This is a genomic window from Streptomyces sp. NPDC087906, assembly GCF_055584925.1.
In genome coordinates this window covers 252,347-276,674 of the sequence record NZ_JBVJLC010000004.1, presented here as the reverse complement: position 1 = coordinate 276,674, position 24,328 = coordinate 252,347, and the positions used below count along the sequence as shown (strand labels likewise).

The window sequence follows — 24,328 nt, the reverse complement described above, 5'->3', positions numbered from 1 at the left end:
GCTCATCCCGACTGCCGGGAGGTCTCCCGGGTCGGCGGGGTCGGCGTGGGGGCCGACGCCGACTCCCACTCCAACTCCGCGCGGCTGACGGCGGAGCCCGGCAGGATCCGGGCCAGCCAGTCCGCTCGGCCGGCGGCCGGTGGACCGAGGACGGCCAGGACCAGGACGTATCCCGCGATGAACGGCGCCAGCCGGCGGTCCAGGCCCGCCGCCGCTGCCATCGTGGCGAGGATCAGGGCGAATTCGCCGCGCGCCAGCAGCGTCGTCGAGATGTTCGCCGCTTGGCCGGGACCGAAGCGGTAGACCCGCGCGGCGGCGAGTCCCGCGAACACGTTCATCGCCAGGGTCACCCCGACCGCCGCCAGCACCGGCCAGAGCACGCTCGGCAGATCCCCCGGGTTGATCGAGAGCCCGAAGCCGAAGAAGAAGATCGCGCCGAACGCGTCCCGCAGGGGGTGCACGAGCTTGCGGATCCGCTCGCCCGACGTCGTACTGCCGAGCATCAGACCGACCATGAAGGCGCCGATGGCGTCGGCGACCCCGAACCACTCGGAGACCCCCGCGACGAACACCGCGGCCCCCAGGAAGGAGATGACGAGCAGTTCGTCGTCCTTGGTGTTGATGAGCCGGCCGATGACCTTCGTACCGAACCGGGCCGCCAGCGCCAGCAGCACCAGGAAGCCGAACGCCTTCCCGCCGTCCATGAGCGCGGCCTGCAAGTTCGTCGCGCCGGACAGGATCGGCTGGAGCGCGGCGAGATAGAGCGCCAGGAAGATGTCCTCGACGACGATGATGCCGAGGATCGGCTTGGTCTCCGGATTGCCGATCCGGCCGAGGTCGACCAGCACCTTGGTCACGATGGCGGACGACGAGATGCCGAGCACTCCCGCGAGCACCAGCGCCTCCGACACGCCCCAGCCGAGGGCGAAGCCGAAACCGAGACCCGCGCCGACGTTCAGCGCGAGATAGGTGCCTCCGGCGAGCGCCATCTTGCGCCCGCCGGTCTTGAGATCGTCCATATGGAACTCAAGACCGAGGTAGAAGAGCAGCAGCACCAGGCCGAGGGCCGAGAGCATTTCGAGGTCGTGCGGGTCGGAGACCAGCACGATGCCGGGGGTGTGCGGACCGAGGAGGATCCCGGCCAGGATGAACAGCGGGATGGTGGGCAGTTCGATACGGCTGCCGAGGCGGGCGAGCAGGGCGGCAGCGAGGAAGGCGCCGCCCATGGCTATGAGTGTCTCTGCGTGTCCGATGGGCTCAATCCTCCCGTACAGGGCATGCAAGGTCAATGGATGGTCAAGTCTACGCCAAAGGTTAGTTTACCAAAGGATTTACTCCGCAACTCTGGAGGCCCGACCTGGGGATAGCCCCACCCCGGGTCCGCCGGGGGACTCCATGGCCGCGGACCTGCGCGTTCTCTAGCGTCGAAGGCACACGGAACCGGCGAAGCGAAGCCGGCCGAGACAAACCAGCGAGAGAAGGCGGACCACCACCATGGGACTGCGGCGCGCACGTACCGGCACCGGCTCGGAACAGCAGCACGGCACCCCCGACGCCCGGCACGCCCCGGCGGTCGAACTCGTCGGCGTACGGCGGCAGTACGGCAAAGGCGCCAACGCCGTGCACGCCCTGCGCGGCATCGACCTCGCCCTGCCGCGCGGCTCGTTCACCGCCGTCATGGGCCCCTCGGGCTCCGGCAAGTCCACGTTCCTGCAGTGCGCGGCCGGGCTCGACCGGCCCACCGGCGGATCCGTACGGCTCGGCGGCACCGACATCACAGGCATGAGCGAGAACGAACTGACCGTGCTCCGCCGCACCCGGCTCGGCTTCGTCTTCCAGGCCTTCAACCTGCTGCCCGCGCTCACCGTGCAGGAGAACGTCGACCTGCCCGTACGGCTGTCAGGGCACCGCCCCGACCGGCGCCGCACCTCGGAGGTGCTGGCCCAGGTCGGCCTCGCCGACAAGGCGCACCGCCGCCCCTCGGAACTCTCCGGCGGCCAGCAGCAGCGCGTCGCCATCGCCCGCGCGCTCGTCGCCCGGCCCGACGTGCTCTTCGCCGACGAGCCGACCGGGGCGCTCGACACCACCACGGCCGCCGAGACGCTCACCCTGCTCAGGGACGCCGTGGACACCCTGCGCGCGACGGTCGTCATGGTCACCCACGACCCGGCCGCCGCCGCGTACGCGGACCGGGTGCTCTTCCTCGCCGACGGCTCGATCGCGGACAGCCTGCCGCGCGCCGACGCCGCGCGGATCGCGGCGCGGATGACGGCCCTGACCGCACCGGCGTTCGCCGCCGCATAGCCCGTACGGCAGCCCCGTACCCGAATGCCGGGTGTGCTGCCTAAAGTTCTGGCCATGACCTATCTGACCCTCGGCGAGGTGGAAGCCACCGCCCGCAAGGCCCACGCCGCCCAGACCGACAAGGCGGGCCGCCCGTACACCGAGCATCTTCAGGCCGTCGCCGAGGGCGTGGCCGCGCGCGGCGGTACGGACGAGCAGATCGCCGCCGCCTGGCTGCACGACGCGATCGAGGACGGAGCGCTCTCCCTCGGCTGGCTCGAAGCGGTCGAACTGCCCGGCCCCGTCAAGGAGATGGTCCTCGCCCTGACCAAGAGGGAGGGCGAGGACCTGGCCGCCTACAGCCGGCGCATAGTCGCCACGCCAGGCGCGCTCCTGATCAAGGAGTCCGACCTGGCGCACAACGCGGATCCCGCACGCCTCGCCGTCCTGGACGAGCCGACCAGGCGCCGGCTCACCGAGAAGTACGCGACGATGCGCCGGCTGCTGGCCGCGCCGTAGTCGGTGCGACAGGCGCGGCGGGTGCGACAGGCGTGGCGGGATCCAGATCCCGCCGGAACCCCCATGTCATCTTCGGCTCCGTGGCGAACCGGAACAGCCGCCGCACCGGCGGTGTGCACAGCAGCGTCACGGCCGCGGCGGCCAGCACCGACAGCAGCGCCTCGCCCGCCGGGTCGCTCAGCCAGGTGTACGTGTCGAACACGCCCGCGAACCCCGCTCCCTTGATCAGGAAGCCGTGCAGCAGATACCCGCAGATCGTGCCGGTGCCGAGCACCGTGAACCACATCGTGCGGCGCGGCACCCATGCCAGGAAGCCCGCCGTCAGCAGCAGTGAGCAGCAGAACAGCCCCGCCGTCATCAGCGGCCCCGTCCACCACACGTGATCCAGCCCTTGTGCGCTGGTGTTGTGGTAGAGCCAGCCGTTCTGCATCCTCGGCGCGATCCAGTACGCGAACACGACGGCGGCAGGGAAGAGCGGCAGCGCGAGCAGCCGGACCTCGCGCCGCCGCACCAGTTGGAAGTGCTCGGGCTTGAGGCACAGCCCCAGCACGAAGTACGGCAGGAACTGGAACACCCGCTGCAGGTCCAGGTCGTCGCCGATGCCGGGGGAGAACGAGGCGAGCGCGGCGACCACCAGGGCGACCGGCAGCGGATGGCGGATCGCACGCCAGAGCGGGGTGGTCAGCCGCCATACGAACAGCGCGACCAGGAACCAGGTCAGGAACCAGGGGTCGGTGAGGCTTATCGACAGCTTGTGGGGCTCCCGCGCCGCCCACTTGAGCAGCGAGTAGCCGGTCTCGAAGACGATGTACGGCACGGCGACGCCGGTGACCAGCCGTCTGATCTGGTGCGGCCGGGCGGTGAAACTCCGGGAGAAGTAGCCGGAGATGATGATGAAGGCCGGCATGTGGAAGCTGTAGACGACCATGTAGAGCGCCTTCGTGGCGCGGCTGCCGTCCATGACCGGCTCCCACGAGTGCGCCACGGCCACCAGCACGATCGCCAGATACTTCGCGTTGTCGAAGAACGCGTCTCGCTTGGTGGACGCGGGGCGGCGGCGCGCGGTCGTTTCTGTGGATCGCCGACCGGTCACCGTGCGCGTGTCGGCCACCTCCGAGGGCGCCGAAAGCGCCGTGTCAGAGCCGTCCTGGCCGGACCTGACCTCCCTCGTCGGGGGAAGCGGAGCCCTCTCAAATCCGTTTGGAGCCTGAACCATCTGACGCACACTAGCGGCGCCGAATGCAATTCGTAAAACATCGCGCGGGGCCCGGTCGGTGAAATCTGACACCGACAACGACCTGACGATATGCACCATTTAACACTCATTAACCGGGGCATATCGGCAACCCGCGTACGGGAGTGGGACTATGGGTGAATTACCTCACCCGGCCGGTCGGGCGCCCGGTCGAAACGTCTGTGAATAACCTGTGTGTACATCGAAACGATGATCTCGAATTCGTATGCGCTTTTATGGCGGCCGCGCCGCGCGCCCGCGCGCCGCAGGCGCGGCGCCCGCGACGCGCGGGGCGTTCGAATGGCGTGAACGCGACGGCGATGATTCGTCACGAGGCAACAACCAGGGGGAGGTTGGTGGCACGATGGTCGCAGCGGGGTGTGCGACGTGATGCTGTCCCGCGGCCGGCAAGGCGGACCGACCGAGGGTGTGATCAGTTGTGGCCATTTCACTGTCTGTGGTGCTGCTGTTGGCGATCATCCTCGTGGTGCTCATCCGCGGGGGATCGATCAAGGCCGGACCAGCGATCGTCGCGATCCTCTTCGGGTTCTTCCTGGCCTCCACCGACATGGCCCCGTCGGTGAACCGGTTCCTGAACTCGATAGCCGACACGATCAACCAGATCAACTTCTGAGCCCGCGCCGGCCCCCGGTCGGCGCCGGGAACGACGACGGCCCGACCGGTGAGGTGCTCACCTGATCGGGCCGTTCCATACAGACTCTGAGCGGGCGACGGGAATCGAACCCGCGTAGCTAGTTTGGAAGACTAGGGCTCTACCATTGAGCTACGCCCGCGTGCACCGCAGGTCACGGACGTTCAACAGCCCGTCCGGGCGACCGCGGTACGGAGAGCATCGTAGCGGTTCCGGGGCGTTCGCCGCACACTGGTTGTGCTCGCGCGCCACGCGTCCGGGAAATCCGCCGCGCGCCTGGAAAAGCGGTCCGGCGCCGTGCGCCCGGCATGTACCCTACGTGTCGCACCGACGGGGTGTGGCGCAGCTTGGTAGCGCGTCCGCTTTGGGAGCGGAAGGTCGTCGGTTCGAATCCGGCCACCCCGACCATCAGATCAGTCACATCACTTCAAGATCGCGTTGTGGGGCCCTTCCTCCTTGCGGTTACTATGCAAGCTGCGTGCCCGTGTGTCTGAAGAGTCTCTGAGGAACCGGGCCGAATCCGCTGGGCCGCCGCAGTGCGGCGGACACAGCAGAACCCAAGAATCAGCCACCAAGGAGACCGAACCGTGAAGAGCGCCGTGGAGACCCTGAACCCGACTCGGGTTCGGCTCACAGTCGAGGTGCCCTTCGAGGAGCTCAAGGACAGCCTCGACGCGGCGTACAAGAAGATCAACCAGCAGGTCACGGTGAAGGGCTTCCGCAAGGGCAAGATCCCGGCCCGGGTCATCGACCAGCGGTTCGGCCGTGGTGCTGTGCTGGAGGAGGCCGTCAACGACGCCCTCCCGAAGTTCTACACCGAGGCCGTCAACGAGGGTGAGCTCAATGTCCTGGGCCAGCCCGACGTCGACATCAAGGAGCTGAAGGACGGCGAGCTGCTGTCCTTCACCGCCGAGGTGGACATCCGCCCGGAGATCGAGATCCCCGACTACTCGGGCATCGAGGTCACCGTCGACTCCGTCGAGGTCACCGACGAGGACGTGGACAAGTCGGTCGAGCAGCTCCGCGACCGCTTCGCCTCCACCAACCCCGTCGAGCGCCCCGCCGCCGAGGGCGACGTCGTGACGATCGACCTCGAAGCGAAGATCGACGGTGAGGTCCTGGAGGACGGCGTGGCCAACGCCGTCGAGTACACGATCGGTTCCGGCGAGCTGCTCGACGGCATCGACGAGGCCGTCACCGGCCTTGAGGCCGGCGGCGAGGCCACCTTCTCCTCCGAGCTGAAGGGCGGCGCGGCCGAGGGCAAGACCGCCGAGGTCACCGTCAAGGTCACCGCGGTCGCCGCGCGCGAGCTGCCCGCGCTGGACGACGACTTCGCCCAGCTCGCCAGCGAGTTCGACACGCTGGACGAGATGAAGGCCGACAGCCGCAAGCGCCTTGAGTCCATGAAGCAGTACGACCAGGCGACGCAGGCCCAGGAGCGCGTCCTGGACGAGCTGCTGAAGCTGGCCGAGGTGCCGATCCCCGAGAAGCTCCTCGAGGACGAGATCAACACCCGCAAGCACAACCTGGAGCACCACCAGCTCGGTCAGATGGGCCTCGACCTCGCGAAGTACCTGGAGATCCAGGGGCAGACCGAGGAGGAGTGGGAGGCCGAGACCAAGGAGCAGGCGGTCAAGGGCATCAAGACCCAGTTCATCCTCGACGAGCTGGTCAACAAGGAGAAGCTGAACGTCAACCAGGAGGAGCTCACCGAGCACCTCATGCGGCGCGCGCAGTCCTCCGGCATGGCGCCCGACCAGTTCGCCCAGGCGGTCGTCGAAGGCGGCCAGGTGCCGATGCTCGTCGGCGAGGTCGCCCGCGGCAAGGCGCTCGCCGTGGTCGTGGAGGCGGCGAAGGTCGTCGACACGAACGGTGAGCCGGTCGAGCTGGACGACGACGATGAGGACGCCGGCGACGAGGAGACCCCGGCCGCCGAAGCGGCTGCCGACGCTCCCGCCGCCGACACCGACGGTGCCGAGAAGTCCGACAAGACCGAGGCCTGAGCCGGCCCCGCTCCCGCGGTGACGGGCCCCGGACGCGACACGCGTCCGGGGCCCGCCCCGTTCACCCCCCTGATCCCGCCCAGCGGCCTCGCACAGGCGTCGGAAGGCGTCCCAGGGGTCCTGGCGGCGGGGGAGGACCCGAAGGCCCGCAGCGGGGCGCTCAGGGCCGTACGGAGCCCCAACTACCTTGCGCTCCCAGCGAACAGCAACGGAAGCGGGATGGCGCCCGCCCACCAGCGCGTTAGGGTCCATGAATACGAGGCTCGGGGAGTTCCCCGTCCCTCGGAACGAAGACGCTGAGACGGCCGCAGCCGTCAGAGACGAGCAGGTGGATACGTGACGAATCTGATGCCCTACGCCGCCGGTGAACCGTCCCTCGGTGGTGGCCTCGGCGACCAGGTCTACAGCCGACTGCTCGGCGAGCGGATCATCTTCCTCGGCCAGCAGGTCGACGACGACATCGCCAACAAGATCACAGCACAGCTCCTCCTCCTCGCGGCCGAGCCCGAGAAGGACATCTACCTCTACATCAACAGCCCCGGTGGCTCGGTCACGGCCGGCATGGCCGTCTACGACACCATGCAGTACATCCCGAACGACGTGGTCACCATCGGTATGGGCATGGCGGCCTCGATGGGCCAGTTCCTGCTGACCGGCGGCACGGCGGGCAAGCGCTTCGCGCTGCCCAACACCGACATCCTCATGCACCAGGGCTCGGCCGGCCTCGGCGGCACCGCGTCCGACATCAAGATCCAGGCCGAGCAGTTGCTCCGTACGAAGAAGCGCATGGCCGAGATCACCGCGCGCCACACCGGCCAGACCGAAGAGACGATCATCCGCGACGGTGACCGCGACCGCTGGTTCACCGCCGAGGAAGCCGTGTCGTACGGCATCATCGACGAGATCATCTCCGCTGCTTCGGGTGTTCCGGGCGGCGGCGGCACCGGGGCCTGAGCACGCTCACCCCGATCAGCCGGCCAGGCCCCCTTCCAGCGAACGCCACCAGGATGGTGAACACCCACATGAACGACTACTCCGCGAGCGGCCTCTACACCGGCCCGCAGGTGGACAACCGCTACGTCATCCCGCGCTTCGTGGAGCGCACCTCGCAGGGCGTGCGCGAGTACGACCCGTACGCGAAGCTCTTCGAGGAGCGCGTGATCTTCCTCGGCGTGCAGATCGACGACGCGTCCGCCAACGACGTCATGGCGCAGTTGCTCTGCCTGGAGTCGATGGACCCGGACCGCGACATCTCCATCTACATCAACAGCCCCGGCGGCTCGATGACGGCTCTCACCGCCATCTACGACACGATGCAGTTCGTGAAGCCGGACATCCAGACCGTGTGCATGGGCCAGGCGGCCTCCGCCGCCGCCGTGCTGCTCGCCGCCGGCACCGCCGGCAAGCGGCTGGCGCTGCCCAACGCGCGCGTGCTGATCCACCAGCCGTCCAGCCAGACCGGCCGTGAGCAGCTCTCCGACCTGGAGATCGCCGCCAACGAGATCCTGCGGATGCGCTCCCAGTTGGAGGAGATGCTGGCCAAGCACTCCACCACGCCGATCGAGAAGATCCGCGACGACATCGAGCGCGACAAGATCCTCACCGCCGAGGACGCGCTCGCTTACGGCCTGGTCGACCAGATCGTCTCGACCCGCAAGACCACGGCCGCAGCGGCAGCCTGAGGCCCCCGGCGCCCTTGGCGCGGATCGCACCGATCGCGGCGACGACGTCGCCCGGGAATGTGAACCGTGCCAAGGGGGGCCCGAACGGGGGCTCGGGCAAGGTACCGTCGGATATGAGGCACAGGAGCCGCTGAACCAAGCTGCTCCCAGGCGAAGGGGAAGCACCTCGTGGCACGCATCGGTGATGGCGGCGACCTGCTCAAGTGCTCGTTCTGCGGCAAGAGCCAGAAGCAGGTGAAGAAGCTCATCGCAGGTCCCGGTGTGTACATCTGCGACGAGTGCATCGATCTCTGCAACGAGATCATCGAGGAGGAACTGGCCGAGACCTCCGAGGTGCGCTGGGAGGAACTGCCCAAGCCCCGGGAGATCTACGAGTTCCTCGAGGGCTACGTCGTCGGCCAGGAGCCGGCCAAGAAGGCCCTCTCGGTAGCGGTGTACAACCACTACAAGCGCGTCCAGGCCGGTGAGAACGGCGGCGGCGCCAACCGCGACGACGCGATCGAGCTCGCGAAGTCCAACATCCTGCTGCTGGGCCCCACGGGCTCCGGCAAGACGCTCCTCGCGCAGACCCTGGCCCGCATGCTGAATGTGCCGTTCGCCATCGCGGACGCCACGGCCCTCACCGAGGCCGGCTACGTCGGCGAGGACGTCGAGAACATCCTGCTGAAGCTGATCCAGGCCGCCGACTACGACGTCAAGAAGGCCGAGACCGGCATCATCTACATCGACGAGATCGACAAGGTCGCCCGCAAGAGCGAGAACCCGTCGATCACCCGCGATGTCTCGGGCGAGGGCGTGCAGCAGGCCCTGCTGAAGATCCTCGAAGGCACCACGGCCTCGGTTCCGCCGCAGGGCGGCAGGAAGCATCCGCACCAGGAGTTCATCCAGATCGACACGACGAACGTGCTGTTCATCGTGGGCGGCGCCTTCTCCGGACTTGAGCGGATCATCGAGTCACGGGCCGGCGCGAAGGGCATCGGCTTCGGGGCGACGATCCGCTCGAAGCGCGAGATCGAGGCGAGCGACCAGTTCCAGGAGGTCATGCCGGAGGACCTGGTGAAGTTCGGGATGATCCCGGAGTTCATCGGCCGGCTGCCCGTCCTGACCTCGGTGCACAACCTGGACCGCGAGGCGCTGCTGCAGATCCTCGTCGAGCCGCGCAACGCGCTGGTGAAGCAGTACCAGCGGCTGTTCGAACTCGACGGCGTGGAGCTGGAGTTCGACCGCCCGGCGCTGGAGGCCATCGCCGACCAGGCGATCCTGCGCGGCACCGGGGCGCGCGGGCTGCGCGCCATCATGGAGGAAGTCCTCCAGTCGGTGATGTACGAGGTCCCGTCCCGCAAGGACGTGGCCCGGGTGGTCATCACGGAAGACGTGGTCCACTCGCATGTGAACCCGACGCTGGTCCCGCGCGAGCCGCGGATCGTCAAGAACGACGGCAGGCACGAGAAGTCGGCGTAACGCGCCGCGGGTTCCGCACCAGACACGCCGCGGGTTCCGCACCAGACACACGGCGAAGGCGCCCCACCGAACCGGTGGGGCGCCTTCGCCGTACGTCGGGGGTGTGCCCGAGGTCAGAGCTTGACGCGCACGTCGTTGCGGAGCTTCGCCGCGATGGAGGCCGCTTCGTCCAGGTCGGTGCCCTTGCCGGTGAGGGCACCGGCGACATCGACCGCCGTGGTGAAGGCGACGGTGCTGTGGTCGCCCCAGATGCAGACGGGGACGTTGATCTCCTTCGGCCCCTTGGCCGTGGCCGACGGGTCGTTGTCCTTGATCTTCACGTTCTGGCACTTCATGACCGCGCCGTCCAGACCCTCCGGCGTGACCGCCTTCGGGCTGCCGACCAGTTCGCCGGTGCTGTCGTCGGAGCTCTGCTCCTTCTCCGACTGGGTCTTCAGGTACGCGAACATGGCGTCGACGACCTTCTCCGGGTCGTCGATCTGACCGTAGACCCCGCCGAAGGACAGCGCCTTGGCGCTCAGCGGGTCCTCCTCGCTGCCCGACTGGTAGGACGCGTCAACGTCCTTGGGGTTCTTGATGCCCCACTTCTCGGCGTCCTTGAGGTCGCTCTGCGTCATACCGCTGTCGCTGCCGGCCGAATCGCTCTTCTTGTACTCGCCCTTGAGCACGGTCGCCGGTGTGACCAGCTTGTGCGGGCCGTCGTCGGCGATCGAGCTGCCGTCGTCGCCCGAGGTCAGGAAGTAGGCGCCGCCGCCGATCACGGCGAGCGCCACCACGACCGCGGCGATGATCAGCCCGGTCTTCTTCTTCTTGGGCTGGCCGTCCGGCGGCGGGTAGCCGGGCGCACCGTACGGGGGCTGCTGCGGCGGCTGGCCGTACGGACCGGGCTGGGCCGGCTGCCCGTACGGGTTCGGCGCGCCCGCGGGCTGCTGCGGGTAGCCGTAGCCGGGCTGCGGGGGCTGGCCCTGCGGGGGCACCCCGGGGGGCTGCTGCGGGTAACCGTAGCCGGGCTGCGGCTGGCCCTGCGGCGGCTGCTGGCCGTACGGATTGGGCTGCTGAGGCTGCTGCCCGCCGTACGGGCCCGGCTGGTTGTTACTCATGTGCGCTTTCCCCTCCGTGTATTTATGTGTTCCGAACATCCTGTCGGAAGGTCGCGCGACGCGGTGCATCGGGTGCCGCACCGTTACTCAGCATCTCGTTTCAGTACAGGGCTGTGACACCTCTAAACTGGGCGGCGTGACCGAGAACTCTCAAGCGCAGCCAGCCAGCAACCCCGAACTGCCGACCCAGTACGCGCCGGCCGAGGTGGAGGGGAAGCTGTACGAGCGCTGGGTAGAACGCGGTTATTTCGAGGCGGACGAGAAGAGCGACAAGCCGCCGTACACGATCGTCATCCCGCCGCCGAACGTGACGGGCTCGCTGCACCTGGGTCATGCGTTCCAGCACACGCTGATGGACGCGCTCACCCGGCGCAAGCGTATGCAGGGCTACGAGTCGCTGTGGCTGCCCGGCATGGACCACGCCGGTATCGCGACCCAGAACAAGGTCGAGCAGCAGCTCGCCGAGGAGGGCAAGTCCCGCCACGACATCGGGCGCGAGGCGTTCGTCGAGCGGGTCTGGCAGTGGAAGGAAGAGTACGGCGGCAAGATCCTCGGCCAGATGCGCCGGCTCGGCGACGGCGTCGACTGGTCGCGCGAGCGCTTCACCATGGACGAGGGTCTGTCCAAGGCCGTCCAGACGATCTTCAAGAAGCTGTACGACGACGGGCTGATCTACCGCGCCGAGCGGATCATCAACTGGTGTCCGCGCTGTCTTACGGCCATCTCCGACATCGAGGTCGAGTACCAGGACGACGAGGGCGAGTTGGTCTCGCTCCGCTACGGCGAGGGCGACGAGACCGTCGTCGTCGCGACGACCCGGGTCGAGACGATGCTCGGTGACACGGCCGTCGCCGTGCACCCCGACGACGAGCGGTACGCGCATCTCATCGGCAAGCGCATCAAGCTGCCGCTGACCGACCGCACCATCCCGGTCGTCGCCGACGCGCATGTCGACCCGGAGTTCGGCACCGGCGCCGTCAAGGTGACTCCCGCGCACGACCCGAACGACTTCGAGATCGGCAGGCGGCACGACCTCGAATCCCTCACTGTCATGGACGAGCGCGCTGTGATCACGGTCCCGGGACCCTTCGAGGGACTTGACCGGTTCGAGGCGCGCTCAGCGATCGTCGAGGCGCTGCGCGAACAGGGCCGGATCGTCGCCGAGAAGCGCCCGTACGTCCACTCCGTCGGCCACTGCTCACGCTGCAAGACGACGATCGAGCCCCGGCTGTCGCTCCAGTGGTGGGTCGACGTCAAGCCGCTGGCGAAGGCCGCGGGCGACGCGGTCAGGGACGGACGCGTCAAGATCCACCCGCCGGAGATGTCGAAGCGCTACTTCGACTGGGTCGACAACATGCACGACTGGACGATCTCGCGCCAGTTGTGGTGGGGCCACCGGATCCCGATCTGGTACGGCCCGAACGGCGAAGAGGTCTGCGTCGGCCCCGACGACACAGCGCCGACGGGCGAGGGCTGGACGCAGGACACCGACGTCCTCGACACCTGGTTCTCGTCCGGGCTGTGGCCCTTCTCGACGCTAAGCTGGCCCGAACAGACCCCGGATCTGGCCAAGTTCTACCCGACCGACGTCCTGCTCACCGGCCACGACATCATCTTCTTCTGGGTCGCCAGAATGATGATGTTCGGGCTGTACGCGATGGACGGCGTGCCGCCGTTCCACACGATCGCGCTGACCGGCCTGGTCCGCGACGAGTTCGGCAAGAAGATGTCGAAGTCGAACCCCAACTCCGTCGACCCGCTCGACTGGATGGACGCGTACGGCTCCGATGCCGTCCGCTTCACCCTCGCCCGCGGCGCCAACCCCGGCGCCGACGTGCCGATCGGTGAGGACTGGGTCCAGGCGTCGCGCAACTTCGCCAACAAGATCTGGAACGCCACCCGGTTCGCGCTGATGAACGGCGCCACGGTCGAAGGCCCGCTGCCCACCGAGCTGTCGGCCACGGACCGCTGGATCCTGTCCCGGCTCAACAAGACCGTCGCGCAGGTCGACGCGTACTACGACGACTACCAGTTCGCGAAACTCAGCGACGCGCTCTTCCACTTCGCGTGGGACGAGGTCTTCGACTGGTACGTCGAGCTGTCCAAGACCACCTTCTTCGCGGGCGGCGAGCAGGCCAAGGTCTCCGGACGGGTCCTCGGCGAAGTCCTCGACGTCACACTGCGGCTGCTGCATCCGGTCGTCCCCTTCGTCACCGAGACGCTGTGGACGACGCTCACCGGCAAGGAGTCGGTCGTCATCGCCGACTGGCCGGTCGACAGCGGCTTCCGCGACGAAGCGGCCGAGCGCGAGATCGGCAACCTCCAGCAGGTCATCACGGAGGTGCGCCGCTTCCGCGCCGACCAGGGCCTCCAGCAGGGCCAGAAGGTCCCCGCCCGGCTCGACCTGTCCGGTACGGAACTGGCCGCGCACGAGCCGGCCATCCGCCAGGTGCTGCGCCTCCAGCCCGAGGGCGAGGGCTTCCACGCGACGGCGACCCTGCCGGTCGCCGGTGCCACCGTGGCCCTCGACCTGTCGGGGACGATCGACGTCGAGGCCGAGCGCAAGCGGCTGACGAAGGACCTCGGCGCGGCGGAGAAGGAGAAGGCGCAGGCGACGGCGAAGCTCGCCAACGAGGCGTTCATGGCGAAGGCCCCCGACAACGTCGTGGACAAGATCCGCGGCCGGCTCACCAAGGCCGAGACGGACATCGCCCGCCTCACGGCCCAGATCGCGGGCCTGCCCCAGAGCTGACCCGAACGATTGACGCCCTACCCGGACGCCCCGGCTCCCCGCCGGGGCGTCCGGCGCTCCGGCCGCTCCGTAGACTGGTCGTGTGAGCGACGACCAGCCCGACCAGCCCGACGAAGAATTCGACGACATCGTCCATGCCGAGACGACCCGCGACCCCGACCTCGCCGTGATCGAGGCGGGCAGCCGCACCCTGCGGGCCCAGGCGGGGCCGCGGCAGGACGAGGGCCTGCCGGCCCGGCCCGCCGACCCCGAGGTGGACAAGGCGCTGCGCGCCGTCGAGCAGGAGCTCGCGGGGCGCTGGGGCGAGACGAAGCTCGACCCCTCGCTGGTCAGGATCGAGAAGCTGGTGGACGTCCTGGGCGACCCCCAGCGCGCCTACCCGACCATCCACATCACCGGCACCAACGGCAAGACGTCGACCGCGCGCATGATCGAGGCGCTGCTCGGCGCCTTCGAGCTGCGTACCGGGCGCTACACCAGCCCGCACGTCCAGTCGATCACGGAGCGGATCAGCCTGGACGGCGCCCCGATCTCCGCCGAGCGGTTCATCGAGACGTACGAGGACATCAAGGCGTTCGTCGAACTGGTCGACGCGCAGCAGGAGTACCGGCTCTCGTTCTTCGAGGTGCTGACCGGCATGGCGTACGCGGCCTTCGCCGACGCCCCGGTGGACGTCGGCGTGGTCGAGGTCGGCATGGGCGGTACGTGGGACGCGACGAACGTGATCGACGCGCAGGTCGCCGTGGTGACGCCGATCGACCTGGACCACACGGACCGGCTCGGCGGCACGTCGGGCGAGATCGCCGTGGAGAAGTCCGGGATCATCAAGCCGGGTGCGACGGTCGTCCTGGCGCAGCAGCCGGTGGACGCGGCGCAGGTGCTGCTGAAGAAGGCCACCGAGGCCGAGGCGACAGTCGCCCGCGAGGGCATGGAGTTCGGGGTGCTGGCCCGCGAGATCGCGGTCGGCGGCCAGCTCATGACCCTGCGCGGCCTCGGCGGTGAGTACGAGCAGGTGTTCCTGCCGCTGTACGGCGCGCACCAGGCGCACAACGCGGCGGTGGCGCTCGCCGCCGTCGAGGCGTTCTTCGGGATCGGCGCCGAGCAGTCGGGCCGGCTGGACATGGACACGGTCAGGGCGGCGTTCGCCTCCGTCTCGTCCCCCGGCCGCCTTGAGGTCGTACGGCGCTCGCCGACGGTGGTGCTCGACGCGGCGCACAACCCCGCGGGTGCCCGCGCGGCGGCCGACGGGCTGACCGAGTCGTTCGGCTTCAGCCGGCTGATCGGCGTGGTCGGGTCGAGCGAGGGCAAGGACGTGCGCGGCGTGCTCGAAGCGCTGGAGCCGATCTGCCAGGAACTGGTCGTCACACAGAACTCCAGCCATCGCGCGATGGACGTGGACGAGCTGGCCGGGATCGCCGTCGAGGTGTTCGGCAACGACCGGGTGCAGGTCGAGGCGCGTCTCGACGACGCTCTTGAGGCGGCGATCACGCTCGCCGAGGAGGAGAGCGAGTTCGCCGGGGCGGGTGTCCTGGTGACGGGGTCCGTGATCACGGTCGGCGAGGCCCGGCTACTCCTGGGAAAGGGCTGAGGTCCATGCGTATGCTCTGTGCCTCCACACTGCTGGCCGAGTTCTTCGTGATCGGTTTCGCCGGTCTGGTGGCGATGAAGTCGGACGACCTGTCGATGGGGACGGTCTGGACGATCTGCGGTGTCGCGATGCTGCTGTCGCTCCTGCTCTGCGGGATGCTCGGCAGGCCCGGCGGGGTGCAGCTCGGCTGGGCGCTGCAGATCGCGCTGATCGCGAGCGGTTTCGTGGTGCCGATGATGTTCATCCTGGGTGCGGCGTTCGCCGCGCTCTGGTGGGCTTCGGTGCATTACGGACGCACGATCGACGCGGCGAAGGCCCGCTGGGCGGCGCAGGCGGACGAGCGGACGGCGGACGGGACCGGTCCCTCCGTAAAGCCTGACGCTGTGTAATCGGTGCTGTGGTATGCCCTGTAGCCTCTGAGCCGGGTGCATCCCGCATTCCGCAGCCGCACAAGAAGGAGCCCGTACCGTGAGCCGTACGCTCGTCCTGCTCAAGCCCGATACCGTCCGCCGCGGCCTCGTCGGCGAGGTCATCGGCCGTATCGAGCGCAAGGCAGGCTGGACCATCGCCGCGCTCGAACTGCGCACGCTGGACCAGGAGACGCTGGAGCAGCACTACGGCGAGCACAAGGGCAAGCCTTTCTACGAGCCGCTGATGGAGTTCATGGGCTCGGGTCCCGTCGTCGCGCTCGTCGTGGACGGCGAGCGGGTCATCGAGGGCGTGCGCGCGCTCGCGGGTCCGACTGACCCGATCGCAGCAGCGCCGGGGTCCATCCGGGGGGATTTCGGGACGATCGTCCGGGAGAACCTCATCCACGCCTCGGACTCCGAGGAGTCCGCCATTCGGGAACTGAAGATTTTCTTCCCCGGTCTTTCCTGACTGGCTGTCAGCCAAATAGCCTGATGGTCTGGGGCGACCGGAGGAATTCGGTCGCCCATGGGCATATGCGAGCCGGCATCGGGAACGCATCGCACCAACACATCGTCACCATTATTGAGGTGGGCCACCGCGCCGTCGGCGTACAGGCGGCACTACGATGAAGCCTCAAGCCACAGCCACCCACCTCGCCATCCTGAAAAGCCGTCAACGCTCGATTTGGGAAGGCCAGACGCATCCTCATGGGGAACAACATGTCGTTCATCGGCCGTGACATGGCTGTCGACCTCGGGACCGCCAACACGCTGGTGTACGTCAGGGGCCGAGGGATCGTACTCAACGAGCCGTCCGTCGTCGCCATCAACACCAACACGGGCGGCATCCTCGCGGTCGGCGCCGAAGCGAAGAAGATGATCGGCCGGACGCCGGGCAACATCGTTGCCGTCCGGCCGCTGAAGGACGGCGTGATCGCCGACTTCGAAATCACCGAGCGCATGCTGCGGTACTTCATCCTGAAGATCCACAAGCGCCGCTACCTGGCCCGTCCGCGCGTCGTCGTCTGTGTGCCCTCGGGCATCACAGGGGTCGAGCGCCGTGCGGTCATCGAGGCGTCGACCCAGGCCGGCGCCCGCCAGGTGCACATCATCGAGGAGCCCATGGCAGCGGCCATCGGCTCAGGACTGCCCGTCCACGAGGCCACCGGCAACATGGTGGTGGACATCGGCGGCGGCACGACCGAGGTCGCCGTCATCTCGCTCGGCGGAATCGTCACGGCCCAGTCGATCCGGGTCGCCGGCGACGAGCTGGACAACGCGATCATCCAGCACATCAAGAAGGAGTACTCGCTCCTCCTCGGTGAGCGGACCGCCGAGAGCATCAAGATCACCATCGGCTCGGCGTACGACCTGGACAAGGACGAGCACACCGAGATCCGCGGTCGCGACCTCGTGTCGGGACTCCCGAAGACCGTGGTCATCTCCGCCGCCGAGGTCCGCAAGGCCATCGAGGAGCCGGTCAACGCGATCGTCGACGCCGTGAAGACGACGCTCGACAAGTGCCCGCCCGAGCTGTCCGGCGACGTGATGGACCGCGGGATCGTCCTGACCGGCGGCGGCGCGCTGCTGCGCGGCCTGGACGAGCGGCTGCGCCGCGAGACAGGCATGCCCATCCATATCGCCGAGAACCCGCTGGACTCCGTCGCACTCGGGTCCGGTAAATGCGTAGAGGAATTCGAGGCTCTCCAGCAGGTACTGGACGCTCAGCCCCGCAGGTGACGAAATCCTCGAATTGTCCGCCGTACGACCGGCTTCTCTTCGTCCGGCGGACGGTTGATATACAGGCACAACCATTCCTACGAGGAAGGCACGGCCGCCGCACGTGAGGGACACAAAGGAGAGTCGTCTGCTCCTGGTGCTGCTGATCGCCATCGCGTTCGCACTGATCACGGTCGACATCCGCGGGGGTGAGGATTCCCCGGTCGACGGCGCGCGGCAGGCCGCCGCCACCGTCCTCGGTCCGGTGGAGGACGGCGTCGCGGCAGGCGTCGACCCGGTCGGCAACGCCATAAGCGCGGTACGGGACTCCGGCGAGCGCCACAACCGCATCAGCGCCCTGGAGCAGCAGAACGCGGCTCTCAAGCAGAAGCTGGGCAGCGACGACCGCAACCGCAGCCGGGTGCGCGAGCTGGACGGCATGCTGAAGAAGGCCGGCGCGGGACAGTACGGCATCAAGGGCGCCGAGGTCATCGCGATAGGAGCGGCCCAGGGCTTCTCCTGGACGGTGACCATCGACGCGGGCGCCAGGGACGGCATCAAGCGCGACATGACGGTACTGAACGGCGACGGGCTCGTCGGCCGCGTCACCACCGTCGGTCCCGGCACCTCGACCGTCCTGCTCGCCAACGACCCCGACTTCACCGTCGGCACGCGCATGGAGAAGAGCAACGAACTGGGCTTCGCTACGGGGCAGGGCGACCGGCCGCTGTCCGTGCAGCTCCTCAACGGCAAGTCCAAGGTCAAGAAGGGCGACCGGCTCGTCACGTTCGGCTCCAGCAAGGACAAGCCGTTCGTGCCGGGCGTACCGGTCGGCCAGGTCGTCCGGGTCGACCCGTCCAACGGCGGTCTGACCAGGACCATCCAGGTGCAGCCCTTCGTCGGCTTCACCAAGCTGGACATCGTCGGTGTCGTCGTCCAGGCGCCCCGCACGGACCCGCGCGACACGGTGCTGCCGCCGAAGCCGCGCGCGACCCCGACGCCCACCGTCACCGTCACGGTCACCCCCTCGGCCAACGCCGACGGGACGAACACCGTGCCGAACGGCGGCGTGCAGAGCAACGCGCCCGATCTGACCACCGACGACGCCGCCGTACGGCCCCAGAACAACGCGGCCGATCCACCGGGCGGCGACGACGGCCCGTACGACGAGCAGGAATAGAGCTGATCCCCATGCGCATCAACCGGATTCTGCTCTCGACCGCACTGGTCGTGGTCGCCCTCGTCGTGCAGGTGTCGGTCCTCGCCCGGCTCCATCTGCCCGGCGCGGTGCCCGACCTCATGCTGCTCGTCGTCCTCGCCCTCGCCTTCGTGTACGGGCACACGGCCGGCGCCTTCATCGGCTTCGGCGCAGGACTGCTGACCGACCTGGCGCCGCCCGCCGACCACGCGGCGGGCCGCTACGCGCTGGTGCTCTGCGTGATCGGCTACGCGGCGGGCCTGGTACGCCCGGAGAAGGGCCAGATCAGATCGGCGCTCGCGCCGATGACCGCGGTCGTCGCCGCTGCCGTCGGCTCGACCCTGCTCTACGCGGGCGTCGGCGCGCTCGTCGGTGACACCGCCGCCCGCCATGTGGGTCTCGGCAGCCTGCTGTTCACCGCCGCTGTCTACGATCTGCTGCTGGCGCCGTTCGTGGTCCCGCTCGTCATGTGGCTCGCCAGACGCGCCGACAACGACCCGCTCGCCGAGAGCCAGAAGAACAGCGGGGGCGGCGCCGACGTGGCGGCCGGCTGGCTCGGCGCCGGCACCGGTCTGAAGATCGGCGGCCAGCGCGGCGGCATGCGGATCAAGACGGCACGCAGCCGCGCGGCACGGGCCGGACGTATCAAGGGGGTCAAGCGACTGTGAGCAACATTCCGGAGACCGGGCGTACCCCCCGGGTGCAGATCCGGCTGATCGTCATTCAGGTCCTCGTCTTCTCCCTGCTGCTCACCCTCGGCGGCCGGCTCTGGTACCTCCAGGTGCGCAACGGCCAGGAGTACACGGACGAGGCCAAGAACAACCACGTACAGCAGGTCGTCCAGCCGGCCGTCCGCGGCTCGATCCTCGACAACAAGGGCGTGCCCCTCGCCGACAACGAGACCCGTCTCGTCGTGTCGGCCAGCCGCACCGACCTGATGAAGATGCCGGACGACGGCAAGGCCGTACTGACCCGGCTCGCCGGTGTCCTCGGGATGAAGCCGGCCGACGTCATCCAGAAGGTCAGGCTCTGCGACGCGAAGACCCCGCAGCCCTGCTGGAACGGCTCGCCCTACCAGCCCATTCCGGTCACCACCGAGGCCACCACCCAGCAGGCGCTGCAGATCCGCGAGCGCACCGAGGACTTCCCCGGCGTCACCGCGGAACCGACCGCGCTGCGCCGCTACCCGGCGCCCGCGGGCGCCAACGCCTCGCAGGAGCTGGGCTACCTCGGCCCGGTCACGGACGACGAGGTCGCCACGTCGGAGAAGACCGACAACCCGCTGCTGCGCTCCGACTCGGTCGGCAGGGCGGGCCTGGAGAACAGCTACGACCAGCAGTTGCGCGGCAAGTCGGGGGTGACCCGCTACGAGGTGGACAACCTCGGCCGGGTCATCGGCAAGGCGGGCGCGACACCGGCGGTGCCGGGCAGCAATCTGGTCACGAGCATCGACTCGCGGATCCAGGCGCTGACCGAGAAGGAACTGGCGGCGGCCATGAAGACCCTGCGCAAGACCTGGGACTCGGTCACCAACAGCTACTACAAGGCCGACTCGGGTGCGGCCGTCGTGATGGACGTGCACACCGGGCGGGTCATCGCGATGGCCAGCGCGCCGACGTTCGACCCGAACGTGTGGGCCGGCGGCATCTCCGCCAAGAACTACAAGAAGCTCACGAAGGCGTCGTCCAACTACCCGCTGCTGAACCGCGCCATACAGGGTCAGTCGGCCCCGGGATCGACCTTCAAGGTCATCTCGACCAGCGCGGCGATCAACGCGGGGTACGCGCCGGACGGCGGCTACCCCTGCACCTCGTCGATGACCATCGGCAACCGCGAGTTCAAGAACTTCGAGGGCGAGAACTTCGGGGACATCAGCATCGGCAGGGCCCTGGAGGTCTCCTGCGACACCGTCTTCTACTACCTGGCCTACGACCAGTGGAAGAAGGACGGCGGCAACAACCCGAAGCACCCGAAGGACTACTTCTTCAAGACGGCCCACCAGTTCGGGCTCGGCAAGAAGACCGGGATCGACCTGCCCAACGAGGTCAAGGGCCGGGTGCCCGACCGCCAGTGGAAGCAGGCGTACTGGGAGGCCAACAAGGCCCTGTGGTGCAAGCAGGGGAAGAAGGACGGCAACTACGTCCAGCAGATCGAGTTCGAGAACTGCGTGGACGGCAACAGGGTGCGCGCCGGTGACTCCGTCAACTACGCGATCGGCCAGGGCGACACGCTCCTGACCCCGATCCAGGAGGCCGTGATCTACTCCGCCATCGCCAACGGCGGCACGATGTACCAGCCGTCGCTCGGCCGGGCCGTCGTCAGCGCCGACGGCAAGCAGGTGCAGGAGATCAAGCCGAAGGTGGCGGGCAAGCTGCCCGACAGCAAGAAGACCCTGGCGTACATGAACAAGGCGCTGGAAGGCGTGGTCACCAGCGGTACCGCCGCCTGGCAGTTCGGCGGCTGGCCGCAGGACAAGATCACGCTGCACGCCAAGACCGGTACGGCCGAGGTCGCGGGCAAGCAGACCACGTCCTGGTTCTCGACCTACACCAAGGACTACGCGATCGTGATGACGATCTCGCAGGGCGGCACCGGCTCCGGCGGCTCGGGTCCCGCCGTCCGCAAGATCTACGAGGCGATGTACGGGATCGACGCCGACGGCAATCTGAATCCGAAGAACGCCCTGATGCCCAAGCCGGTCACGTCACTCCCCAAGATCCAGTCGGACGGTTCGATCGACGCGCCCGTGCTCAAGCCGTACCGGCTCCCGAAGAAGAAGGAGCCCGTCGACCCGACGGCGCCGCCGTCGGCGCCCGCCGCCCCCACCGACCCCGGTGGTACGCAGACGGTCGCCGGAGCGCTTCCCGCACCGGCGCGGAGGGACTGAGCGATGGCAAGTGGCTTCTCCGTCTCCGGATACGGTCCCGAGCGCGGCACGTGGGCCAAGCTCGCCGCCCGCGACTCGCTGGTGCGCAGGCTCGACTGGCCGCTGCTGTTCTCGGCCCTCGCGCTGTCGGCCATCGGTTCGCTGCTGGTGTGGTCGGCGACACGCAACCGCACCCAGCTCAACAACGGCGACCCGTACTACTTCCTGATCCGGCACGTCATGAACACCGGCATCGGGCTCGGCCTGATGATCGCGACGGTCTGGCTGGGCCACCGCACCCTGCGCGGCGCGGTGCCGGTGCTGTACGGGCTGTCCGTGGTGCTGATCCTCGCCGTGCTCACCCCGCTCGGCGCCACGATCAACGGCGCGCACGCGTGGATCGTGATCGGCGGCGGCTTCTCGATCCAGCCGTCCGAGTTCGTGAAGATCACCATCCTGCTGGGCATGGCGATGGTGCTGGCGTCCCGGGTGGACGCGGGGGACCAGCCGTACCCGGACCACCGCACGGTCGCCAAGGCGCTCGGGCTCGCCATCCTGCCGATGGCGATCATCATGCTGATGCCGGACCTCGGCTCGGTCATGGTCATGGCGGTGATCGTGCTCGGCTGCCTGCTGGCCTCCGGCGCCGCCAACCGCTGGGTGCTCGGGCTGATCGGCGCGGGCGTGCTCGGCGCCTTCCTGGTCGCGGCGCTCGGGATCCTGGACGAGTACCAGATCAACCGGTTCGCCGCCTTCGCCAACCCGGACCTCGACCCGGCCGGGGTGGGCTACAACACCAACCAGGCGCGGATCGCGATCGGCTCGGGCGGTCTGACCGGTACGGGCCTGTTCCACGGCTCGCAGACCACCGGGCAGTTCGTGCCCGAGCAGCAGACGGACTTCGTCTTCACCGTCGCCGGTGAGGAACTGGGCTTCCTCGGTGCCGGCCTGATACTGCTGCTGCTCGGCGTCGTGCTGTGGCGCGCCTGCCGGATCGCCCGCGAGACGACGGAGCTGTACGGCACGGTCGTCGCCGCCGGAATCATCGCCTGGTTCGGTTTCCAGGCGTTCGAGAACATCGGGATGACGCTCGGGATCATGCCGGTCGCGGGGCTGCCGCTGCCGTTCGTCTCGTACGGAGGCTCGTCGATGTTCGCGGTGTGGATCGCGGTCGGACTACTTCAGTCGATCAGAGTGCAGAGACCGATGTCCGCCTGACCTCGCGAGTCAGCGCCACCGCAATCGCCCGCGCCGCCACCGTCATCGGTGGCGGCGCGGGCGATTAGGCATGGTTATCGCGGTTAGGTTCCCTATATGGCGGACACCAAGCGCGAGATCGAACGGAAGTACGAACTCCCCGAGACGCCGGACGCCGAAGGACCTGCCGGGCTCCCGGACCTCACCCGGGCCCGCGGCGTCGCGTCCGTCCTCGCCCAGGGAGTCGTGCCACTCGACGCCGTCTACTACGACACCGCCGATCTGCGCCTCGCGGCCGGCCGGCTCACGCTGCGCCGCCGAGAGGGCGGCGGCGACGCGGGCTGGCATCTCAAATTCCCCGTCGCGACCGGGATACGCGACGAACTGCGGGCGCCGCTGAGTGACACCGTCCCCGACGAGCTGCTGGCGCTGGCCCGCTCCCGGACCCTCGGAGCCCCGCTCGTCCCCGTCGTCAGGCTGCGGACCGCCCGCGACGTCAGCGAGCTGTACGGCGCCGACGGCGAGCGGCTGGCCGAGGTGAGCGTCGACACCGTACGCGCCGAGCGCCTCGCGGGAGCCGTCGCCGGACACCCGGCCACCGCCGCCTGGACCGAGGTCGAGGTCGAGCTGGCCGAAGGCGCCGACCCGGCCGTTCTCGACGCCGTCGAGAAGAAGCTCCGCAAGGCGGGCCTGCGCCCGTCGGCGACGCCGTCCAAGCTGAGCAGGGCCCTCCGGGAGACGGCCCCGGCAACGCGCGACGTCACAGCGCCGCCCGAGACCGCGGGCGACCACGTCCTGGCGTATGTGCGCGCGCAGATCGAGGCGATCGTCACCCAGGATCCCGCGGTCCGCCGCGACCTGCCCGACTCCGTGCACCAGATGCGGGTCGCCACCCGCCGGCTGCGCTCCGCCTTCCGCAGCTACCGGGGGGTGCTCGACCGGTCGGTCACCGACCCGATCGGCACGGAGCTGCGCTGGCTCGCGGGCGAGCTGGGCGTCGACCGGGACAACGAGGTGCTGACCCAGCGGCTCGCCGCCCACATCGACGACGTACCGAGGACCCTGCTGCTCGGCCCGGTCGAGAGCCGCCTGCGGATCTGGAGCGTCGCCCGGCGGACCGGCTCACGCGAACGCACCCTCGGCGTACTCGACAGCGAGCGGTACCGCACGCTGCTGACCGCGCTCGACGCGCTGCTCTCCGAGCCTCCGCTGCGCAAGCGCGCCGAGCGGGCATCCGGCCAGGTGCTGCCGCGGGTGCTGCTGAAGGACTACGCCCGGCTGGGCCGCCGTACCGAGCACGCGCTGTCGCTCGCACCGGGCGAGGAGCGCGACGTGGCGCTGCACAGCGCCCGCAAGGCCGCCAAGCGCGCCAGGTACGCGGCGGAGGCGGCGGCCCCCGCCCTCGGCGCGGCGGCCGACCGGTTCCGCAAGCGCATGAAGGACGTGCAGAGCACGCTCGGCGACCACCAGGACAGCGTCGTGGCGCGCCAGACGCTGCGCGAGATCGGTATAGCGGCGCACGCGGCCGGTGAGACCGCCTTCACCTGGGGGCTGCTGTACGGCGAGGAGGAGGCGCGGTCGGCGGCGCTGGAGCGTGAACTGACCGTGGTCTGGGCGGAGTCGTCCCGCCGGAAATGGCGGTCGGCGCTGGCGGGCTGAGCACC

The 24,328-nt window shown here is 68.9% G+C and carries 20 protein-coding genes and 2 tRNA genes; 18 read left to right on the top strand and 4 right to left on the bottom strand.

Annotation, left to right across the window (positions count from 1 at the left end; translation table 11 throughout):
* Positions 1-2: 2 nt before the first annotated feature.
* The gene (locus ACZ63I_RS14925; protein ID WP_469338763.1) at positions 3-1,226 is read right to left on the bottom strand and encodes a cation:proton antiporter; all 1,224 of its coding nucleotides are present in this window, start codon (positions 1,224-1,226) and stop codon (positions 3-5) included.
* Between the two features lie 268 nt (positions 1,227-1,494).
* Here ACZ63I_RS14925 and ACZ63I_RS14920 point away from each other — a divergent pair, with 268 nt between their 5' ends.
* The gene (locus tag ACZ63I_RS14920; RefSeq protein WP_469338761.1) at positions 1,495-2,304 is read left to right on the top strand and encodes an ABC transporter ATP-binding protein; all 810 of its coding nucleotides are present in this window, start codon (positions 1,495-1,497) and stop codon (positions 2,302-2,304) included.
* Between the two features lie 54 nt (positions 2,305-2,358).
* Positions 2,359-2,802 carry an HD domain-containing protein gene (locus ACZ63I_RS14915; RefSeq protein WP_469338759.1) on the top strand — a complete coding sequence of 148 codons (444 nt, stop codon included), beginning with the start codon at positions 2,359-2,361 and terminating at the stop codon, positions 2,800-2,802.
* On the opposite strand, the gene ACZ63I_RS14910 is transcribed toward ACZ63I_RS14915, so the two are convergent.
* Positions 2,756-4,018 carry an acyltransferase family protein gene (locus ACZ63I_RS14910; protein WP_469338758.1) on the bottom strand — a complete coding sequence of 421 codons (1,263 nt, stop codon included), beginning with the start codon at positions 4,016-4,018 and terminating at the stop codon, positions 2,756-2,758. The two genes, ACZ63I_RS14915 and ACZ63I_RS14910, sit on opposite strands and share 47 nt — an antisense overlap.
* Before the next feature lie 457 nt (positions 4,019-4,475).
* Between ACZ63I_RS14910 and ACZ63I_RS14905 the strand changes: the two genes are divergently transcribed.
* Entirely contained in the window at positions 4,476-4,670 is a 195-nt protein-coding gene (locus ACZ63I_RS14905; protein ID WP_041989743.1) for a hypothetical protein, read from the top strand.
* Between the two features lie 89 nt (positions 4,671-4,759).
* Here ACZ63I_RS14905 and ACZ63I_RS14900 read toward each other — a convergent pair.
* Positions 4,760-4,830: transfer RNA gene (locus tag ACZ63I_RS14900), tRNA-Gly, on the bottom strand.
* A gap of 189 nt (positions 4,831-5,019) precedes the next feature.
* Between ACZ63I_RS14900 and ACZ63I_RS14895 the strand changes: the two genes are divergently transcribed.
* From ACZ63I_RS14895 to clpX, 5 genes are all read left to right on the top strand, one after another.
* Positions 5,020-5,096, top strand: a tRNA-Pro gene (locus ACZ63I_RS14895).
* Between the two features lie 179 nt (positions 5,097-5,275).
* Positions 5,276-6,691, top strand: coding sequence for a trigger factor (gene tig, locus ACZ63I_RS14890; protein ID WP_469338756.1), 1,416 nt, complete (start codon positions 5,276-5,278; stop codon positions 6,689-6,691).
* Positions 6,692-7,039: 348 nt separating this feature from the next.
* Entirely contained in the window at positions 7,040-7,645 is a 606-nt protein-coding gene (locus tag ACZ63I_RS14885) for an ATP-dependent Clp protease proteolytic subunit (RefSeq protein WP_031231653.1), read from the top strand.
* 53 nt (positions 7,646-7,698) lie between these two features.
* Positions 7,699-8,373: an ATP-dependent Clp protease proteolytic subunit gene (locus ACZ63I_RS14880; protein ID WP_041989749.1), complete on the top strand. Its 675-nt coding sequence runs from the start codon at positions 7,699-7,701 to the stop codon at positions 8,371-8,373.
* Between the two features lie 168 nt (positions 8,374-8,541).
* Complete coding sequence (clpX, locus tag ACZ63I_RS14875) at positions 8,542-9,834, top strand: ATP-dependent Clp protease ATP-binding subunit ClpX (RefSeq protein ID WP_041989752.1); 1,293 nt, start codon at positions 8,542-8,544, stop codon at positions 9,832-9,834.
* A gap of 113 nt (positions 9,835-9,947) precedes the next feature.
* Here the strand turns inward: clpX and ACZ63I_RS14870 are convergent, their stop codons facing one another.
* A complete protein-coding gene (locus ACZ63I_RS14870) occupies positions 9,948-10,934 on the bottom strand; it encodes a hypothetical protein (protein ID WP_469338755.1) in 987 nt (328 codons plus the stop codon).
* Positions 10,935-11,070: 136 nt separating this feature from the next.
* Here ACZ63I_RS14870 and ACZ63I_RS14865 point away from each other — a divergent pair, with 136 nt between their 5' ends.
* The 10 genes from ACZ63I_RS14865 to ACZ63I_RS14820 all read left to right on the top strand — a co-directional run bounded on the left by ACZ63I_RS14865 (position 11,071) and on the right by ACZ63I_RS14820 (position 24,323).
* Positions 11,071-13,686: a valine--tRNA ligase gene (locus ACZ63I_RS14865; RefSeq protein ID WP_469338753.1), complete on the top strand. Its 2,616-nt coding sequence runs from the start codon at positions 11,071-11,073 to the stop codon at positions 13,684-13,686.
* 82 nt (positions 13,687-13,768) lie between these two features.
* Entirely contained in the window at positions 13,769-15,274 is a 1,506-nt protein-coding gene (gene folC / locus ACZ63I_RS14860; RefSeq protein WP_469338751.1) for a bifunctional tetrahydrofolate synthase/dihydrofolate synthase, read from the top strand.
* A gap of 5 nt (positions 15,275-15,279) precedes the next feature.
* Positions 15,280-15,663 (top strand): DUF4233 domain-containing protein, encoded by a 384-nt coding sequence (locus ACZ63I_RS14855; protein ID WP_469338750.1) that lies wholly within the window; start codon positions 15,280-15,282, stop codon positions 15,661-15,663.
* 79 nt (positions 15,664-15,742) lie between these two features.
* A complete protein-coding gene (gene ndk / locus ACZ63I_RS14850; RefSeq protein ID WP_469338748.1) occupies positions 15,743-16,153 on the top strand; it encodes a nucleoside-diphosphate kinase in 411 nt (136 codons plus the stop codon).
* A 251-nt stretch (positions 16,154-16,404) separates the two neighbouring features.
* Positions 16,405-17,424, top strand: coding sequence for a rod shape-determining protein (locus ACZ63I_RS14845; protein ID WP_041996374.1), 1,020 nt, complete (start codon positions 16,405-16,407; stop codon positions 17,422-17,424).
* 103 nt (positions 17,425-17,527) lie between these two features.
* Positions 17,528-18,583, top strand: coding sequence for a rod shape-determining protein MreC (mreC, locus tag ACZ63I_RS14840; RefSeq protein ID WP_469338747.1), 1,056 nt, complete (start codon positions 17,528-17,530; stop codon positions 18,581-18,583).
* An 11-nt stretch (positions 18,584-18,594) separates the two neighbouring features.
* Positions 18,595-19,269: a rod shape-determining protein MreD gene (mreD, locus tag ACZ63I_RS14835; RefSeq protein ID WP_041989773.1), complete on the top strand. Its 675-nt coding sequence runs from the start codon at positions 18,595-18,597 to the stop codon at positions 19,267-19,269.
* Positions 19,266-21,488 (top strand): penicillin-binding protein 2, encoded by a 2,223-nt coding sequence (mrdA, locus tag ACZ63I_RS14830; protein ID WP_469338745.1) that lies wholly within the window; start codon positions 19,266-19,268, stop codon positions 21,486-21,488. The genes mreD and mrdA overlap by 4 nt, the downstream gene beginning before the upstream one ends.
* Positions 21,489-21,491: 3 nt before the next feature.
* Positions 21,492-22,685 carry a rod shape-determining protein RodA gene (rodA, locus tag ACZ63I_RS14825; protein WP_469338743.1) on the top strand — a complete coding sequence of 398 codons (1,194 nt, stop codon included), beginning with the start codon at positions 21,492-21,494 and terminating at the stop codon, positions 22,683-22,685.
* Positions 22,686-22,781: 96 nt separating this feature from the next.
* Positions 22,782-24,323, top strand: coding sequence for a CYTH and CHAD domain-containing protein (locus ACZ63I_RS14820; RefSeq protein ID WP_469338741.1), 1,542 nt, complete (start codon positions 22,782-22,784; stop codon positions 24,321-24,323).
* The last annotated feature ends 5 nt before the right edge of the window (positions 24,324-24,328 follow it).